This window comes from Salinivibrio sharmensis (assembly GCF_001995985.1).
GTDB lineage: Bacteria > Pseudomonadota > Gammaproteobacteria > Enterobacterales > Vibrionaceae > Salinivibrio > Salinivibrio sharmensis.
Window position 1 is genome coordinate 221,987 of the sequence record NZ_MUFC01000001.1, and the last position, 16,434, is coordinate 238,420.

At 50.1% G+C, this 16,434-nt stretch carries 15 protein-coding genes, 1 other RNA gene and 1 pseudogene; 4 read left to right on the plus strand and 13 right to left on the minus strand.

What is annotated here, in order from left to right; all coding sequences use genetic code 11:
- Positions 1–34 precede the first annotated feature (34 nt).
- Entirely contained in the window at positions 35–1,414 is a 1,380-nt protein-coding gene (locus tag BZG74_RS01040) for an HD-GYP domain-containing protein (RefSeq protein WP_077770974.1), read from the plus strand.
- A gap of 167 nt (positions 1,415–1,581) precedes the next feature.
- Positions 1,582–2,058 carry a Dps family protein gene (locus tag BZG74_RS01045; protein ID WP_046073613.1) on the plus strand — a complete coding sequence of 159 codons (477 nt, stop codon included), beginning with the start codon at positions 1,582–1,584 and terminating at the stop codon, positions 2,056–2,058.
- A gap of 56 nt (positions 2,059–2,114) precedes the next feature.
- On the opposite strand, the gene BZG74_RS01050 is transcribed toward BZG74_RS01045, so the two are convergent.
- The 6 genes from BZG74_RS01050 to BZG74_RS01075 form a co-directional block, all read right to left on the minus strand.
- Positions 2,115–2,978: a DUF2861 family protein gene (locus tag BZG74_RS01050; RefSeq protein WP_077770975.1), complete on the minus strand. Its 864-nt coding sequence runs from the start codon at positions 2,976–2,978 to the stop codon at positions 2,115–2,117.
- The gene (locus tag BZG74_RS01055; protein ID WP_077770976.1) at positions 2,975–3,619 is read right to left on the minus strand and encodes a response regulator transcription factor; all 645 of its coding nucleotides are present in this window, start codon (positions 3,617–3,619) and stop codon (positions 2,975–2,977) included. Before BZG74_RS01055 ends, BZG74_RS01050 begins: the two co-directional genes overlap by 4 nt.
- Complete coding sequence (locus tag BZG74_RS01060) at positions 3,616–5,010, minus strand: ATP-binding protein (RefSeq protein WP_158020618.1); 1,395 nt, start codon at positions 5,008–5,010, stop codon at positions 3,616–3,618. Before BZG74_RS01060 ends, BZG74_RS01055 begins: the two co-directional genes overlap by 4 nt.
- Positions 5,011–5,206: 196 nt before the next feature.
- Positions 5,207–5,303, minus strand: an RNA gene (ffs, locus tag BZG74_RS01065) — signal recognition particle sRNA small type.
- Positions 5,304–5,427: 124 nt separating this feature from the next.
- Positions 5,428–6,159 (minus strand): VP0952 family biofilm-associated protein, encoded by a 732-nt coding sequence (locus BZG74_RS01070; protein ID WP_077770978.1) that lies wholly within the window; start codon positions 6,157–6,159, stop codon positions 5,428–5,430.
- 39 nt (positions 6,160–6,198) lie between these two features.
- Entirely contained in the window at positions 6,199–6,618 is a 420-nt protein-coding gene (locus tag BZG74_RS01075; protein WP_158020619.1) for a YbaY family lipoprotein, read from the minus strand.
- Positions 6,619–6,717: 99 nt separating this feature from the next.
- On the opposite strand from BZG74_RS01075, the gene tesB reads away from it, so the two are divergent.
- Positions 6,718–7,581, plus strand: a complete 864-nt coding sequence (tesB, locus tag BZG74_RS01080) for an acyl-CoA thioesterase II (protein ID WP_077771123.1) — start codon at positions 6,718–6,720, stop codon at positions 7,579–7,581.
- Between the two features lie 89 nt (positions 7,582–7,670).
- Here the strand turns inward: tesB and BZG74_RS01085 are convergent, their stop codons facing one another.
- The 3 genes from BZG74_RS01085 to BZG74_RS01095 are packed head-to-tail and all read right to left on the minus strand — an operon-like array spanning position 7,671 to position 11,694.
- Entirely contained in the window at positions 7,671–9,431 is a 1,761-nt protein-coding gene (locus tag BZG74_RS01085) for an ABC transporter transmembrane domain-containing protein (RefSeq protein WP_077770980.1), read from the minus strand.
- The gene (locus BZG74_RS01090; RefSeq protein WP_077770981.1) at positions 9,424–11,184 is read right to left on the minus strand and encodes an ABC transporter transmembrane domain-containing protein; all 1,761 of its coding nucleotides are present in this window, start codon (positions 11,182–11,184) and stop codon (positions 9,424–9,426) included. The genes BZG74_RS01085 and BZG74_RS01090 overlap by 8 nt, the downstream gene beginning before the upstream one ends.
- Before the next feature lie 42 nt (positions 11,185–11,226).
- Positions 11,227–11,694, minus strand: a complete 468-nt coding sequence (locus tag BZG74_RS01095) for an Lrp/AsnC family transcriptional regulator (protein WP_077770982.1) — start codon at positions 11,692–11,694, stop codon at positions 11,227–11,229.
- A gap of 130 nt (positions 11,695–11,824) precedes the next feature.
- Between BZG74_RS01095 and BZG74_RS01100 the strand changes: the two genes are divergently transcribed.
- On the plus strand, positions 11,825–12,889 hold the full coding sequence (locus tag BZG74_RS01100; protein ID WP_101494641.1) for a PLP-dependent cysteine synthase family protein: 1,065 nt from the start codon (positions 11,825–11,827) through the stop codon (positions 12,887–12,889).
- Positions 12,890–12,952: 63 nt separating this feature from the next.
- Here BZG74_RS01100 and BZG74_RS01105 read toward each other — a convergent pair whose 3' ends face one another.
- The 4 genes and pseudogenes from BZG74_RS01105 to BZG74_RS15800 all read right to left on the minus strand — a co-directional run bounded on the left by BZG74_RS01105 (position 12,953) and on the right by BZG74_RS15800 (position 16,269).
- A complete protein-coding gene (locus tag BZG74_RS01105) occupies positions 12,953–13,417 on the minus strand; it encodes a hypothetical protein (protein WP_077770984.1) in 465 nt (154 codons plus the stop codon).
- A gap of 33 nt (positions 13,418–13,450) precedes the next feature.
- Positions 13,451–15,106, minus strand: a complete 1,656-nt coding sequence (locus BZG74_RS01110; protein ID WP_077770985.1) for an ABC transporter substrate-binding protein — start codon at positions 15,104–15,106, stop codon at positions 13,451–13,453.
- 68 nt (positions 15,107–15,174) lie between these two features.
- A complete protein-coding gene (locus BZG74_RS01115) occupies positions 15,175–15,789 on the minus strand; it encodes an outer membrane beta-barrel protein (RefSeq protein ID WP_077770986.1) in 615 nt (204 codons plus the stop codon).
- Positions 15,790–15,933: 144 nt separating this feature from the next.
- Positions 15,934–16,269 (minus strand): annotated as a pseudogene (locus BZG74_RS15800) (DUF1003 domain-containing protein).
- Between the last annotated feature and the right edge of the window lie 165 nt (positions 16,270–16,434).

The window sequence follows — 16,434 nt, forward strand, 5'->3', positions numbered from 1 at the left end:
CCGGTCGCCATGAGCACAAAGGATAAGGAATAGCATGCACACCCAAGCCAGCAGCGCCACACAGTTGAAATTATCGGAGCTCATTTTGGCGTTAAGTACCGCGTTGGACATGACGGAGGGGCAGCCTCCCGAGCACTGTATGCGCTGCACGTGGTTAGGAATGAAACTCGCTGACGCCTTAGCGCTCGACGAGCAACAACGTCATGATCTTTTCTATACGTTGCTGCTAAAAGATGCGGGCTGCAGCAGCAATGCGGCACGGATCTGTGAGCTTTACCTCACTAACGACTTGGCCTTTAAACAAAGCTACAAAGTTGTCGATGGTAGCTTGTCCAGCGTACTCAACTTTGTACTTAAAAATACCGGCGTCAAGCGCGGCTTTATGCAAAAACTCTCGACCACACTAGATATCATCCGCAACGGTGATATGTATGCGCAGGAGCTGATTGAAACACGATGTACCCGCGGTGCCGATGTCGCACGCGATTTGCGTTTTAGTGAAACCGTTGCTGAAGCCATCTATGCGCTGGATGAACACTATGATGGCGGTGGGCGTCCTGACCAGCTAAAGGCCGAACAGATCCCCTTGTTTTCGCGCATCGCATTGATGACACAGGTCATTGATGTCTTCCGAACCGAGTCCGGTGTCGACGCCGCACTCAGCGAACTAACAAACCGCCGCGGTACTTGGTTTGACCCGGTGCTCGTGGACACCTTTTTACAGATAGCGCGCGATCCACAGTTTTGGCAGCAGCTGGACAGCCCCGCACTAAAAGAAGACGTGCTGTCGATGACGCCGGCAGACACATGTATCTGGGTCGATGATGACTATCTGGATGACATTGCGGCGGCTTTCGGACGCATTGTTGATGCCAAAAGCCCTTTCACCTCCGGGCACAGCGAGCGCGTGGCCGTTTACGCCAGCTTAATTGCTGATGAGCTTGGCATCAGTGAACAGGATAAAAAATGGCTAAAGCGTGGCGCGTTACTGCACGATATTGGCAAACTCGGCGTAAGCAATGATGTGCTCGATAAACCGGGAAAATTGGATGACGACGAATGGGAGCACGTTAAACGCCATGCAGCACTGAGCAAAACCATTTTATCGAAAATCCACCAATTCGATCACCTCGCTAAGTTCGCCAGCGCCCACCACGAAAAGCTTGATGGTACTGGGTACCCTGAAGGCATCAAAAGCGATGACATCTCTTTGCTCACTCGCATTATCACCACCGCGGATATTTTCGATGCGATCACTGCCGAACGCCCCTATCGTGGCCCTATTCCGATGAACAAAGCCCTCTCCATCATGAAAGAGGAGACAGGGACAGCCATTGACGCCCAGTGTTTACAGGCGCTAATGGCTGGCCTCAAGCGACTGCCTGACCATTTTATTGTTCATGACGATACCTAGATCACATCATAGATATTACCTATCGCGTATATAGGTTAACTCCATTTTCTTTTTTTATATCGGGTAGTTACTCTATTTACATCGTTTGGAACGAACCGTTTCCAGTGCTTGGCACTCGCGATAAGCGAAGGGTCGAACACATTGATTTGCCACTAAGGAGGCATTAAATGAGTAAGCAAGCAGCATTGATTGGACTAGACAGCAGCAAAGCCGCCGATCTAGGCGCGCGTTTGGATACGCTATTGGCTAACTACCAAGTGCTATATACCAATGTGCGTGGTTTTCACTGGAACATCAAAGGCAACGACTTTTTCGAGTTGCATACCAAATTTGAAGAAATTTATACCGATCTTCAAACCAAGATTGATGAAGTGGCTGAGCGCATTCTTACCATCGGTGGCACCGCCGAGCATCGCTTCAGCGAGTACCTGAAGGTCAGTGAAATTAAAGAGCACGCACCCGAAGCGAATGGTCAAGCCGGTGTCCGTGCGCTGGTCGAAGGCTTTAGCGTCCTGATTGGCCTACAACGCGATATCATGAACCTTGCCGGTGATGCAGGTGACGAAGGGACGTCTGCACTAATGAGCGACTACATCCGCGAACAAGAAAAACTGATGTGGATGCTTAACGCTTATCTCAACTAATCATGAACCAGTAAGATTTAATACAAAGCCCGCGTTCTCGCGGGCTTTTTTATGGTTCATTCTTTATTCACAGTTTGAGGCAGCGGCAACGCCAGCCACTCAACATAGTTCACTTTTATCGCGCCTTGATACTCAAAGTGACTAACAGTGACGCTTAAATGCTCCGCATTAACAAGCGATGAGGTGGGCAGTTTTATCATACTTGGCGCGTGGGAGTTGTCTGAGCGACCGGACAAGTAAATCGGCGTTTGCTCGATCCAGCGGTAGGCGTCATCAAGCCACAACCAGTGTGCGACGGCCGGCAAGCAACTCAAAGGCGTTTCGGGCAAATCAATGGCGAGCTGTTGATCAGGATGGCCACTCAGTTTGACCCAAGGTCGACGTGGCAAACCGTATACCACCAGGCTGTAGTGCTGGCCTCCCATTTTTAACTCATAAATACCCGGGATAATTTGAGTAAACAAAGTCCCTGACTCGACTTCTTGATAACCACGCTTCTCATTCAAGATCCCGTTTACCACCGTTTGCCCAGTAGGATCAGTGAGGGTGAGTAAGGTATCACGCTCCACCTCCTCTGCAGAGAGTCTTATTTCATAGCCAAGACTTGACCCACCTACCCAGCGCACAAAATCGATTGTCAGCCCTTGAGGAACCCCTTTTCCGTTCGGCTCGGTTAACTGTTGGCCACAATCGCTTTGATTGATGATCGCGTACTTTATCTTCGCCCAACGCTCAGTCGGTATTTGCTGCTGAGATAGCGCAAAAATAAGCTCTTGCCACGCCACCTTGGGCCTATCTGCGAGTAGTGCCTGATAGGTTTCCTGCATCGGTGTTTTTGGGAACCAAGCTTGCTCCGCGCGGACGCTAAAGCTGCATACCATGCACCCTATCAATAGTAAGTGGTAGCCAAACCCGTTCATAGCACCACCAACCGATATCCGACACCGCGATGCGTCTCTATCGCTAAACCGGGCAACTTTTGTCGTAGCCGCAACACATGATTGTCAACCGTGCGCGTGGTAGGAAACGCCTGATATCCCCATATTTTGTTGAGCAATTCTTCGCGGTGAAAAACCCGCCCTTGGTTTTGTAACAGCAGTAGCAATAAATCAAACTCTTTAGGCTTGAGCGTCACATCCTGGTCTTGCCAATACACATGACGGGATCCAGGTTCAACCTTGATCTGCCCGTATACGAGTTGGCTTTCTCCCAAGGGCCGCAATTGGGCATAGATGCGCGCCAAGAGCTCCTGGTGTGAAAAGGGTTTAACCACATAATCTTTGGCGCCAGCCATCAGCCCCTCAACACGTTGCTCAACCTCAATCTTGGCCGTCAACACAATCACAGGAAGTGCTTTTAGCGAAAGCCAATGAGGCAAATGCGCCAAACTGTCTCCATCGGCAAGCTGACGATCTAAAATCACCAAGTCAGCGTGAAACCAATGCTTATCCACCTTGTTACTTTCGGTCAGCCAGGTGCATTCAAATCCTTGCTGCACCAGAAACTGGCGCAAGCCCTCCCCCAGTAGCATGTCATCTTCAATCAACAATAAGTGGCTCATTGCGGTAACTCCAGAATACAGCAGGTAGGATGACGCTTGATCACTAGCTTCCCCCCCATTTGACGCATTAAACGCGCCACTAAAAACAACCCAATCCCCATGTTTCTTTCTGACGGTGACGACTGATATCGCCGCCACAGCCTTTGCCCCCAGGAAGGAAAAATTCCGTTATCATAGACACAAACACGCACGCGCTTATCCACGCATACACGAATCCAAATTTGATCACCGCCATGATGATGCGCATTTTGAATCAGGTTTTTCAAGCAGATGGATAACCAGTAGAAAGGCAACGTCAGTGTTTTATCTTGCTCAAGGGTGTAATCAACCTCTAAGCAATCGCAAATATTATCCAGCCACTCTGATAAGGACGCAGTTTGTAACTTAAACTGCTCACGTTTATCGGTACTTAAATAGCCCTTACTGGTCTCTGTCAGCTGACTTAAGCGTTGATGATCCGCCAATAATCGCCAAAGCACATCTTGTGTTCCCGGCTCAAGAGAGTCGAACTGGCTGCGAAGCATCTCCACCGTCATGCCTAGGCTTGCAATCGGTGTTCTTAGCTCATGGGTCAGCAACTGCAGGATAAATTGGCGTTCGCGGCGCTGCTGGTATCGATCGTATAGGCTACGCGCTAAACCAACTATTAGTGCACAAAAAACCGCTATCAACACCGCAATCATCACGCCACGATAGGCAGGATGAAGTTGATTGCAAATGTTCCCATAGCGGTAATCACATCCCGTGGTATTCGTCGATAAACTCAAACGATATTGCTCAGCAATTGGCGCCCATTGTTCATGAGATAGCGCCTTCCACCCTTCTTCGCCGTTGAGCCACAGGCGCCCGCCATCTAAATACGCACGGTAACCACTGAGTAACGCATCTTGGCCAGCCTGACTAAGGACATTCAGTGCAGCATGTAGGGGATGTTTTTCATTGGCTAAGGTAAAACGTTGTATCAGTTCAGGTGACGGCGTGGCGATACCACGTGCTGACACATAGCGCTCCGCATAACTGCCACCAGCAGGATGGAGTAGCGGGTTTTGCTCAAACCACTCAATGGCTATAGGCTCATCACGGCACAAAGCCAATTCAAAACGCTGGGCGGCTAACAAGAGGGGGGACACGATACTGGGGGTCGGCTCGCACGTTTGCACCACTTGATGTAACGCGTCTAAGTCCTGCCAATTAACATTCTCGAAATCAGGGTACTGCGACTGACTGACCAACAAAGCCTGCGGATACGCATTTAGTGCGGGTTGTGCAACCATCAAGGTGCCCGTTTGCCAGGCCTTATCATAAAATCCTTTCAGTTGCGTGTGCAGCTCACTGGCCACCGTTTGGCTGCTGAGTAAAGCCAACAATAACGCTGCTAACGCTCGAAACACCACTTTGCCACCCTTATGGATCCTTACACTTACGCTACCAGCGCTAATGATTAAATCATAGCTAAGCGGTAAGGGGCTGTGTCACCCGAGTGTCAACATTGTGGGGAAGGACAAGACGCTATATGGTCATACGAACAACGAGAGGGGTCGGCAGTTGATGAGTAACGTGGTTTTCATGGCGCAGAAAGGGCGGAGACCTCCCCAGCTGCATCCCGGCACACACGTCCCAAGCGCGGGCTGCTTCCTTCCGGACCTGACCCAGTACACAAGATAGTGTTGCGGGAGAACCAAGGAGGCCTCCATCGATATGTCGTTAAGCTTGCTTAACTGCGGGGCATTATGTGGCAAGGCTGGATGCAATGCAAGGAGGATTCACGTCCTTGACGGTTAACTGTTTATCTTCTGGACAGTTACTTACTATTCGTCGTTCGGCTCTTCCAATAACAAATACTCACCGACCCAAATCGCCGCAAGCATGGTAGCCCACGCGACCAATAGCGACAGCGTGAGTTGCCCAGGGGTAATCCACGTAATCACCAAAAACGGAATACTCGGGATTAAATGTACGGCAAGGTGACGTGAGCGAGCAAATTGTGGTGTGAACCCGATCCATTGCAAAAGCCAAACAACCATCACTACAGCCGCAGTCCATAGCGCCGCAGGCCAACCACTCAACGCCACTAATACAGGCAGTAATAACCAAGCGCCGCGATGAGGCGGCTGATAACCTGGCCAATACCGGATTGCAAGCCATAACCCCACAAGTGCTAGCGTTTGCAGCGCGAGGGGACTCGGTGATCCACCCAATTTAGCTTCCGATTGCAAAGCCATCATCCCCGCGAACATGGCAACCATCACTGCCCCGAGTAATAGCTTGACGTGTGGGTGTCGGTCGGGATTGAACCAAAGAGACAAAGCCGGTAAAAGCAATAGCGTGCTTGCGGCTAACAGCGCAGGTAACTGTGGCAAGGTAAAAGCAAAAATCGCCATCGCGAGTGCCAAGCACCAACTCGCGAATTTATCTGGATAGAAAAAGAATAAAGCAGACGCGCCAATCGCCAGACTATTAAGGGAAAACGTGGCGCTTATCCCCGCGACAGCGATAACCGATAGCACCAACACCGGCCAGAGAAACAGTGAGATTCGCATGCACACTCCTTGTGCGGATATCTCTTACCAGTGTAGCGATCAATGCCCCGCACGCACCAGTGTTAGCGTCGGATCATAGGTATGATTCGTATCCGTGATCACTTTATTGACGGTATTAGTAATAAACAGAGGCCGATCACTAACATCAATTTGAGCGGTGATCACATAATCATGTGTGGTCGTGATTTGCCCCGGGTCATAATTGAGTGAAAAGTGCAGAGGTGTTTGTTGCCCTTCAGTCACGAAGGACTGGCGACTGATTACTTTACCAGGAGCATCCATATTTTTGATTTCTACTAGTCGCACGGTCACGCTAGCATTTTCAGGTAACGCAAGGCGTTCACGATACACCAAACTACCAGAAACATTGGCTAAATCATTAGGTTGGGTATTTCCAGAACAAGCAGTAAACACCAAAGCAGTGAATAAGGCGAACAATAGAAACGTTAGTTTCTTCATTAAAGAATCCTCACTGAAGCGCATTCAAATGCGGCAAAAACACTAAGGTTATGATAGCTTGAACAATAACAATGGAAGCATAGCATGAATCAAGGACTTATGAGCCAACCACTAAAAGAACTCTTACAGCTGCTAGAGCTTGAGCGACTAGACACTGGCCTGTACCGCGGTCAAAGTGAGAACCTTGGACTCCCCCAAGTGTATGGTGGGCAAGTGATTGGACAGGCCTTATCGGCCTCCAAAACTTCGGTTGACCCTGATCGCTTTTTGCATTCATTCCATAGTTATTTTCTGCGCCCAGGCGACCCTGAGCAGCCGATCATCTATGATGTTGAGATACTCAGAGACGGAAAAAGTTTCAGCACACGGCGAATAAAAGCCGTGCAGTACGGAAAACCGATATTTTATCTCACCGCCTCTTATCAAGAGGAGGAAGAAAGCTTTGAGCATCAAAACACCATGCCAGCAGACGTGCCAGCGCCCGAGACCTTGCGCTCTGAGCAGTCACTTGTCAATGATATCGCTCACAAGCTTCCCCCTAATGTGGTCAAAGCCTTTGGGGGCGACAAGCCGATCGAAGTGCGACCTGCCACGGTGATCAACCCACTGAAGCCCCATGCGGCACCGGCTAAGCAATATTTATGGATCCGCGCTAATGGCGAAGTAGGAGACGATTTTCATGTCCACCAGTATTTACTTGGCTATGCCGCCGATTGGGGCTTTTTGGTCACGGCCTTGCAGCCTCACGCAGTGACGCTGCTTACGCCGGGCATGAAAGTAGCCACCATTGATCACTCCATGTGGTTCCACCGCCCGTTTAGAATGGATGAGTGGCTGTTGTTTGCGATTGAAAGCCCCTCCGCCAGTGGCGCGCGTGGCTTTGTACGCGGCGAACTTTTCAATCAGCAAGGCGATCTTATCGCCTCAGCCACCCAAGAAGGCTTGATGCGTAAGCTCTCCTAACCGTCAACGTTTCGAGCGTGAGCGAATCTGAGCGACACAAAAAAGGGGCATTGCGCCCCTTTTTGATTGCTTCACTCATGACTGAGCCGCTACACCTGCGCCTCTTCCTCTAGTGCGGCTAAATGCGCGCTGGCTTGCTGGAGTTGATACATCTGCCAATAGCGACCTTGCTGACGCAGCAGGCTTTGATGACGCCCTTGCTCTATCACGCGGCCACGATGCAAGACGAGGATGTTATCGGCCTCGGCAATGGTCGATAAGCGGTGCGCAATGACCACCACTGTCATCTGTTGGCGTAACCTGTTCAGCGCCTGTTGCACAAGCTCTTCGGTGCCAGAGTCGATATTGGCGGTGGCTTCATCAAGGATCAGAATTTTAGGCTGACGCACTAACACCCGCGCCAGAGCTAACAGCTGGCGCTGACCGGCAGAAAAGGTCATTCCGCCCTCACCAAGTAAGGTATCCAGCCCCGCTGGCAATCCTTTCACGTAATCTGCCAACGCCACTTGCTCGAGTGCATGCCAAATTTTTTCATCGTCCAGCGTCTGTCCCAGCGCGATGTTTTCTCGCAAACTCCCCGTCAACATGTGCGGGTCTTGTTGCACCATGGCAACGCCTTCACGCAAGCTTTGATGACTCAAGCTTTCGATCGGTAACCCCCCCAGCGTCAGCGTCCCCTCGCCTGCGCGATAAAACCCCATCAGTAACGACGCTAAGGTTGATTTACCACTGCCCGTATGACCGACTAACGCCAGAAAGCCGCCCGCAGGGACGTCTACATCCACGTCTGACAACACCGGTGTTTCACCATCATAGGAAAACGACACATTCTGCAGTGCAATGGCACCATCAGGGATTGGCTTGGTGTCATGACCATATTGCTCAGGCGGCGTGTCCATCATTTCGAAAAGCCGCTCACCGGCCGAAATAGCCTGCTGAAGCAGTGACAGTTGCTGCATCATTTCGATCAATGGCTCGGTGATCCGCCCCAAGTAGCTTAAAAAGGCGTACAGCACCCCGACCCCAATCACTGCCGTGCCGCTAAAACCGAAGATAGCCACCAAAGACAGCAACGCGGCCCCCGCGAGCAAATCAATCAAAGGACGAAGATAGATCCCGTTAAGGCGTTGAATAGTAACCATGGCATCCAAGTGATCCGCGGTCATATCACTGAATCGCGAGGAGAACGCCCGCTCTTGCTGCATTAGCTGGATCAAATTCATGCCGAGCACAGATTCATTCATCACCCCGTTGATGTCCGCCAGCCGGTCTCGTGCCCGACGATACGCAGGCGCGGAGCGTTTTTGATAGCGCGCCATCACCAGCACCACACACGGCAGTAGCACCAGCACCACCATTGTCAGTTGCACACTGAGCATCAGCATTGCCACCAGCATCACCCCAATCAGCGCGATGTTGCGTAAAAAGGTTGAAAGCACCGACACGTATAGCTCTTTCAACGACTCGGTGTCATTGGTCAAACGCGATACAATCCGCCCCATTGGCACATAGTCAAAGGCTGATAGAGGCTGTTTAATCACATTGGCGAACACCGCTTTACGAATACGTTGAATGATGGCCACCGCCATGGTGTTAAAACGCAGCTCGTACTGATACTGAAAGCCTGCAGAAACAATAGTCGATACGATATAACCGACTGCCAGTGCCCACATGATCATCGCCGGATAATGGTCTTTGGCGACATAGTTATCGAGAAAGATTTGCACCAAATAAGGGCCCGTCACTTCCGCTACAGCCGCGACTAGCAAGAAAATCGTGGCAATCACAAATTGACGCCTGTCGCGGCGCATGTAGCCTAGCAATCGAAATAAGATCTCTCGCTTAGTCATGGCGCGGCTCCTCATCGGCTTCCAATGCTGCTTCCAGCTGCTGATATTGGTGCATTTCTTGATACCACCCTGGCTGTTGAATCAATTGGCGATGTTGGCCACGCTCTCGGATTTGCCCATGACTGAGCACCACAATTTCATCGGCATTTTCGAGCGCCGATAAGCGGTGGGCTATCACTATCGTGGTACGGGTATGCTGATGCTGTTGCAGGTTCTGCAAAATGCGATGCTCGGTGTCACCATCAACCGCCGACAAGGCATCATCCAAAATCAAGCACTCCGCTTCCACCAACAAGGCGCGGGCAATCGAAATGCGCTGCTTTTGACCGCCAGATAAGGTGATCCCTTTTTCACCCACCGCAGTTTCATACCCGTGCGGTAGCTGACGGATGTCTTCATCGATGCAGGCAAGTGTCGCCGCCTGTTCGATTTCCGCTTGGGTTGCATCCGGACGACCAAGGGCGATGTTTTCCGCAATCGAGCGCGAAAACAAAAACGGCGTCTGCGTCACTACCGCGAAACGTTGTCGCCATGACGACAAATCAGCCTCCGCTATCGACACATCACCATAGCGAATATCACCCTTTTCAAGCTGGGTCAGATGAAGCAGCAATTGCAATAAGGTTGATTTGCCACTGCCGACTGGGCCGGCAATCCCCAGCATGGCACCGGGCGGAAGCGTCACATGGATATCTTTGAGGGCAAAACTGTCATCCGGTTGCCACTTAAACTGCTCAATCGCCAGCGTCAACGGCTGCATGGTGTCAGGCAGCGGCGTGTCACCGCCAACAATGTCCGGTTGCTCTTGCAGCAACGCATCAATCCGCGTCCAAGCGGCACGCCCACGTTCAATGATATTAAACAGCCACGCCACCGCGAGCATTGGCCAAATCATCAAACCTTGATACAAGGTAAACGCGGTAAGATCCCCAAGCGAAATCTCACCAGTGGCGACCAAGTAGCCACCGCCAGACACGGTTAGGAAAAACGAAGCACCAATGGTGCCTTGGATCACCGGCGAAAACAGCGCATCAACCCGCGCCACCGCGAGGTTTTTCTCCCCAGTGCGATCGGCAACCTGATCAAACTGATTCATTTGATGCTGCTCTAAGCCGAATGCACGCACCATACGCACTGCTGACAGTGAGGACTGACTCACCTCTGACAGCTCAGAAAATGCCGCTTGTGATTCGGTGAAGGTATGGTGCAAACGACGGCCAAAGCGATTGACCAGCACCGCCATCACCGGCATCGGTAGCAGCGCTAAAAGCGTCAGCTGCCAACTGATTTGGCTTACCATCACAATCAGCACGGCCGCGCCTGTGATAATGGAATCCCCCGCGGTCAGAACCCCTTCACCAGCAGTCATTACCACCGCTTTCACATCATTGGTAGAGCGCGCCATGATATCGCCACTCGGATAGCGACGGAAAAAATGCGGGGATTGGCGAGTAAAATGATCATAAAGCCGGTTGCGCAGCACGGTACCCAGCTCAGCCGCGGCACCAAATAGCCAGACTCGCCACACAATGCGTAGCACATACACCACCACCCAAATGGCCAGCATACCCGCGAGTAGCCACATCAGTAGCTCAGTAGAAATCTCTCCCGCGACCACGCCATCAACCACATGACCCACCGCCATCGGTGGAATGAGCTCGAAGACAGAGACAAATACCAAAATAATCATGGCGCCGACATAACGACGCCATTCACGTTTAAAAAACCAGCCTAACTGCCAAAACACCTTCATGAGGTCTCCTTTTTATCCCCGCCTTTTTATCATCAGAACGACCTATCGGATCGGTAAGGCGGTGGTGTACTTAAGCGCTTCCATGGCGAATGTTGATGTCACATTATTCAGACTTGGCACAGAATTGACCAGCTTTTTATAAAAATGATCAAATCGAGTCATATCAGCTACCTGCACCTTCATCATGTAATCATACTCGCCTGCCATGCGGTAGAATTCCATCACCTCAGGGAACTCGGTTACCACCTCGGTAAAGGTCTTGTACCACTGCTCACTGTGATCATTGGTTTTGATATGGACGAAGGCGGTAAATGCGAGGCCAACGGTTTCGGGGTCAAGCAATGCCACCCGCCCGCGGATCACTCCTTGTGATTCCAGCCGTTTCAGCCGCTTCCAACAGGGGGTTGTGGTTAAATTCACCCGTTCTGCCAGCGCGGACACAGACCAGTTGGCATCTTCCTGCAGCGCCGCGAGTAAAGTGCGATCTATCTCATCTAAAGTGACATTCATGAAAATTTATTTCCATTAAGTGTTATTTAGGAGTTCATTTTTCTCTTTTAGCGTCATTATAGAGCAAAAATAGCAAGGTTTTTATCCCACTCTTTACGTAAACTGGTGCTAATTACGTATTCGGAGATGCATGATGACAACCTCACATCCTTGCCATACTTGGGTCGGTAACGCGATTCGCCTGATTGAAGCTGACTTTAAACGCTCTGCAGATACCCATTTAATTAAGCTCGATCTCCCTAGCTTTACGGACATTGATATCTATTTAAAAGACGAGAGCACCCACCCGACCGGTAGCTTGAAGCACCGCTTGGCGCGTTCTTTGTTTTTGTACGGCTTGTGTAATGGTTGGATTGATGAGCACACCACCATCATTGAAAGCTCATCAGGCAGTACTGCCATTTCTGAAGCGTATTTTGCCCGCTTGCTTGGCTTGCGTTTTATTGCCGTAGTGCCCAAAAACACTGCGTGTAAGAAGATTGAACAAATTCGTTTTTATGGCGGCGAAGCGCACTTTGTCGAGCGGTCAGATCAGATCTATGCCGAGTCTCGCCGCCTTGCTAAAGAGCTAAACGGCCATTACATGGATCAGTTTACCTATGCCGAGCGCGCGACCGACTGGCGGAGCAATAACAACATTGCCAACCGCATTTTTGATCAAATGCAGTACGAGCGCTTCCCTATCCCTCGCTGGATTGTGATGAGTCCGGGCACCGGTGGCACCTCAGCGACCATTGGCCGCTACATTCGTTATCGTTGCCAACCGACTCAGCTGATGGTGGCAGATGCTGAGCACTCGGTGTTTCACGATTATTACCTCACCGGCGACAGTGCACTGACCACCGATAAAAGCAGCCGCATTGAAGGGATTGGACGACCACGTGTCGAGCCCAGCTTTATTCCCGGCGTGATTGATAGAATGACCACCGTGCCGGATACCCACAGTATCGCCACCATTTATTGGCTAGAAAGCCAGCTTGGCCGCAAAGCCGGCGCGTCCACCGGTACCAACCTGTTCGGTGTCTTGATGCTGGCCAATGAAATGCGCGCCAACGGCGAGAAAGGCTCTATTGTCACCTTGCTGTGTGACAGCGGCGAGCGCTACCTAGACACCTATTACAACCCTGATTGGGTACGCGAGCACATTGGGGATCTCGACCAAGCAACCCATGATTTGCAGACGGTGTTGGGGTAACGCCAAAAGCAAAAAGGCTCTCATACTCGGAGAGCCTTTCGCATTCTTGTTATAACCACTCGTTCAGTACGATGTGCAGATTTCAGAGTGAGTAATATCAGATTCAGTACAATAAGTGGTCTGAATGCGATTTTGACGATTTTGTTGTGTGATGGCTTCGAGACGTCGCTGCTGATGACGAAGGTTTTCCACGGCCGCTGTGTTCTGCTGGTCATAGTCCTCCAGCTCATGGCGCCATTGGCTCATAGTCACCAGCAGCTGCTGACAATCTTGCTTATCGTATTCATAACGACGCTTTGCCTTTATATACTGATGGTCTAGCTCACCTTGATCATATTGCCAGGTGTTTTTAACACGCCCTGCTAGATGATAAAACTCACCAAGAGTTTCTGGTCCAATCTCATCTCGACATTGTTCGGCTATCACATATACGCGAGCAAACTCACCGTACAGCGTTTCTGGCATGGTATTGGTCGTACAACCGGCAAGGCTTAACATCAGCATGCCAACGACACCTAATCGTTTCATTGTTACCTCTACGTTCCTAATTGATGGCTTTTATTAATTTTGCGGTTTTTCAACCCAAAGTTTTTTAAAATCGCTATACCCAGTAGCATTGATCCCAATGCCTTGCACTTGAGTGAGACAGCTCAGCTCCTCGACACCATTAAATAGCGCCACGCAAGTAAACTGGTCATAGAGTCGGTTCTCTATCTGCCTGAGCGCGGCTAAGGGTCTTTCTCGACCAGCACACTGCGCAACCTGATGACGATGTAAACTCAGCTGCTCGCGGTTAAGCGCAAACCTGAGCCCAGTTGAGATCATCAACCACTCATACACGCCATACTCCAACGGAAACTCAATCACCTCTTCAACCAGCAAAAGATCTGCACGACCTTGCCAATACTCTGGATTATTAATTTCAGTATATTCATGTACTTCAAGCTCTACGCCTGTAGCACGAATGCACTCATGTAACCAATTGGCTAAACGGCGCAATTGAGGAAGTGTCCATTGCGGCTCCGCTAACACGACTTTTCCCTGTAATGATAGGGGACGAGCCGGGATTAACCGTCGTCCGTAGTGACACGCTCCTTCAACCACATTTTCCGGGTCATAGTGGTACTTGCAGGCGCCAATGTAGTCAGCAATTTGATACCACTGAGAAGGCGTGATCCCAGCGTTAGGCCGCGGACGATACGATAAATAGGAGTACGCGTTTATGCTGCTGACACTTTTCTCGCCCGACTCTTGATTAAAACTCATTGCACTGGTGATCTCTTCACTGGCATGCGAGAGGGTAACCTGGTCCAGCAATGCATTTTTTTGAAAGTACTGGGTATGCCGTTGTAATGTCAGTTTCTCGCTGTCCCATTCACTGACCTTAAAAGCACCCGTTCCAATATGCACATGGTGCTTCTTACTGAATGGGGTTGTCTCAGGACACAGAATGCTGGCATGCGGGGTGGCAAGCGCATACAGAAACAGAGGATTTTTCTCGGCCAACTTGACAGACAAACTATGTTCCCCGAGTACCGTCACGGAGACAATGCTCTGAAAAATAGGAGAAACGGGACATTGGGCATGCTTGAGCCGTTCAAGACTCCACGCCACATCATTCACACTGAGGTATAAACCATCATGGCGCTGCACGCGGTCGCGTAAATAAAAGATAATCTCTTGTTCTAACACCCGCCATTCATGCGCAATCCCCGCAACAATATTGCCGAACGAATCTTGCTGCACCAAGGTATCGTAAACGCTGCTGATGATATGTAGCTCCGCGCGGCGAATTGTCACTGCCGGATCGAGTTCATCCACCCAAGGGTAACGAGCAACCAATAAACGATTGTTACTCTTGTTCACCGTATTTTGCTCTTCCACTGCACTGGCCAAAATCCGTGCGGCCAAGTCACCATACGCGGTAAGTAGCTTACTGATTAAGTCAAAACGCCCTTCATTAAGCTGCCGTTTGATCACATCAAATAAGGTGCTAGCAAATGTCACCCGAATAAAAAGCTCACTTGGTTTCCCCCTACCCACAGCAGGTGTCCAGTCAATCCAACCAAGACTATCGAGTTCTCTCAACACATTGCTGGTATTACGGCGAGAAGTCGAAAAGGCCGACTCAAGTTCCTCGATTGTTACTTGATGAGCGTGCTGTACGGTATAGCGAGAGATTAACTGGTAGAGACGTCTGAGATTATTTTCCTGCACGCAAAAATACTCACTCTCAGCTAGGAGAAGAAACAGGGGCCCAGAGTCCCAAGCCCCACTTTTAGACTTTAGAAATGATAGCTCATCCCAACGGATAACGTATTGATATCAACATCCGCAGAAACTGTCGCTTGTGCATCTTGATATAAGTCTAACTCAGGGCGCATATAGTCCCACGAAGCACGGACACTCAGCTGATCTGTCATATAAAACTCAGCACCTGCGCTTAGCATGCCTCCGATAGTATCATCCGAGACGGTACTGTTGCCTGACATGCCGAAGATGGCATTTGAAACCGCCACTTCAGCCTCAAAGTAAGCTAACCCCGCTTTGGCGAATAAATTAAAACGGTCATTTAAAGGAAGGGTAACTTTGGGCTGTACCGCAAAGTACATCATGTCGCCAATGGAGTAGTAATCACCATTCAGCGCATCATAACCACCAAGGCTGACTTCTGCGCCTAAGTAATCATTAAAGGCATAACCGGCATAGATAGCGCCGGCAGTACTGCTGGTATCATCTAGCTCCACATCTTGGGAAGCACTGATACCAAAGGCCTCGGCATTAATAAAGGCGTCATCAAAATTGCTTTGACCCACTGAAACACCAATATACGGTCCCGTCGCATGGGCCACAGACAAAGGTGCGAGCACCAGCGCCGCTAATAGAAACTGCTTTTTCATGTTTACATCCTGAGTGTCGTATTCTAAACGAGTGTTATCCGTCCCCCCTTGAGACTGAAAAAGACCGGATCGTCCTTGTGGTGATAACGTGCTCAATTATGTTTGTTCATTGAATAATTAAACAGGAAAACAGCAAGCCTCTTTTTACCTGGATTTAATAAAAACATTCATTTTCAATGACTTTTTTTCATCTATCCTCGCCTGCAAGGCATCAAACTTGTCGTGCAGGCGCATGAGTTCAAGCTCGAGTTTTAGATTGATTTCGTAGGTGGCTTTTTGCTCCATCCTGTCTTTTGACGCTTGGCGGTTTTGCGACATCATGATGATCGGCGCTTGGAAAGCCGCCAGACTGGATTACCCAAGGTTCAGCAAAATAAAGGGATAGGGATCGAATGACGCGTCTCCCACTAACCAAGCCGTATTCACGACAATCCAGCCAATCATGAATGCGAAGAAAAGCCCGATAAATGACCAGAGCAACCAAATGAGGCAATTTTGTCCGCCACCATCTGCCAGTGGTCAGACTTTCGTGGAAGGACTTGTTGACGCTCTAAGACACTGCCGTGTTATTGGCAATACTTTCAATAATTTTCTGTTCTCCCAAACTAAGGCTACCAAACGGCTGGCCGAGCAAGGCTTTGGCTG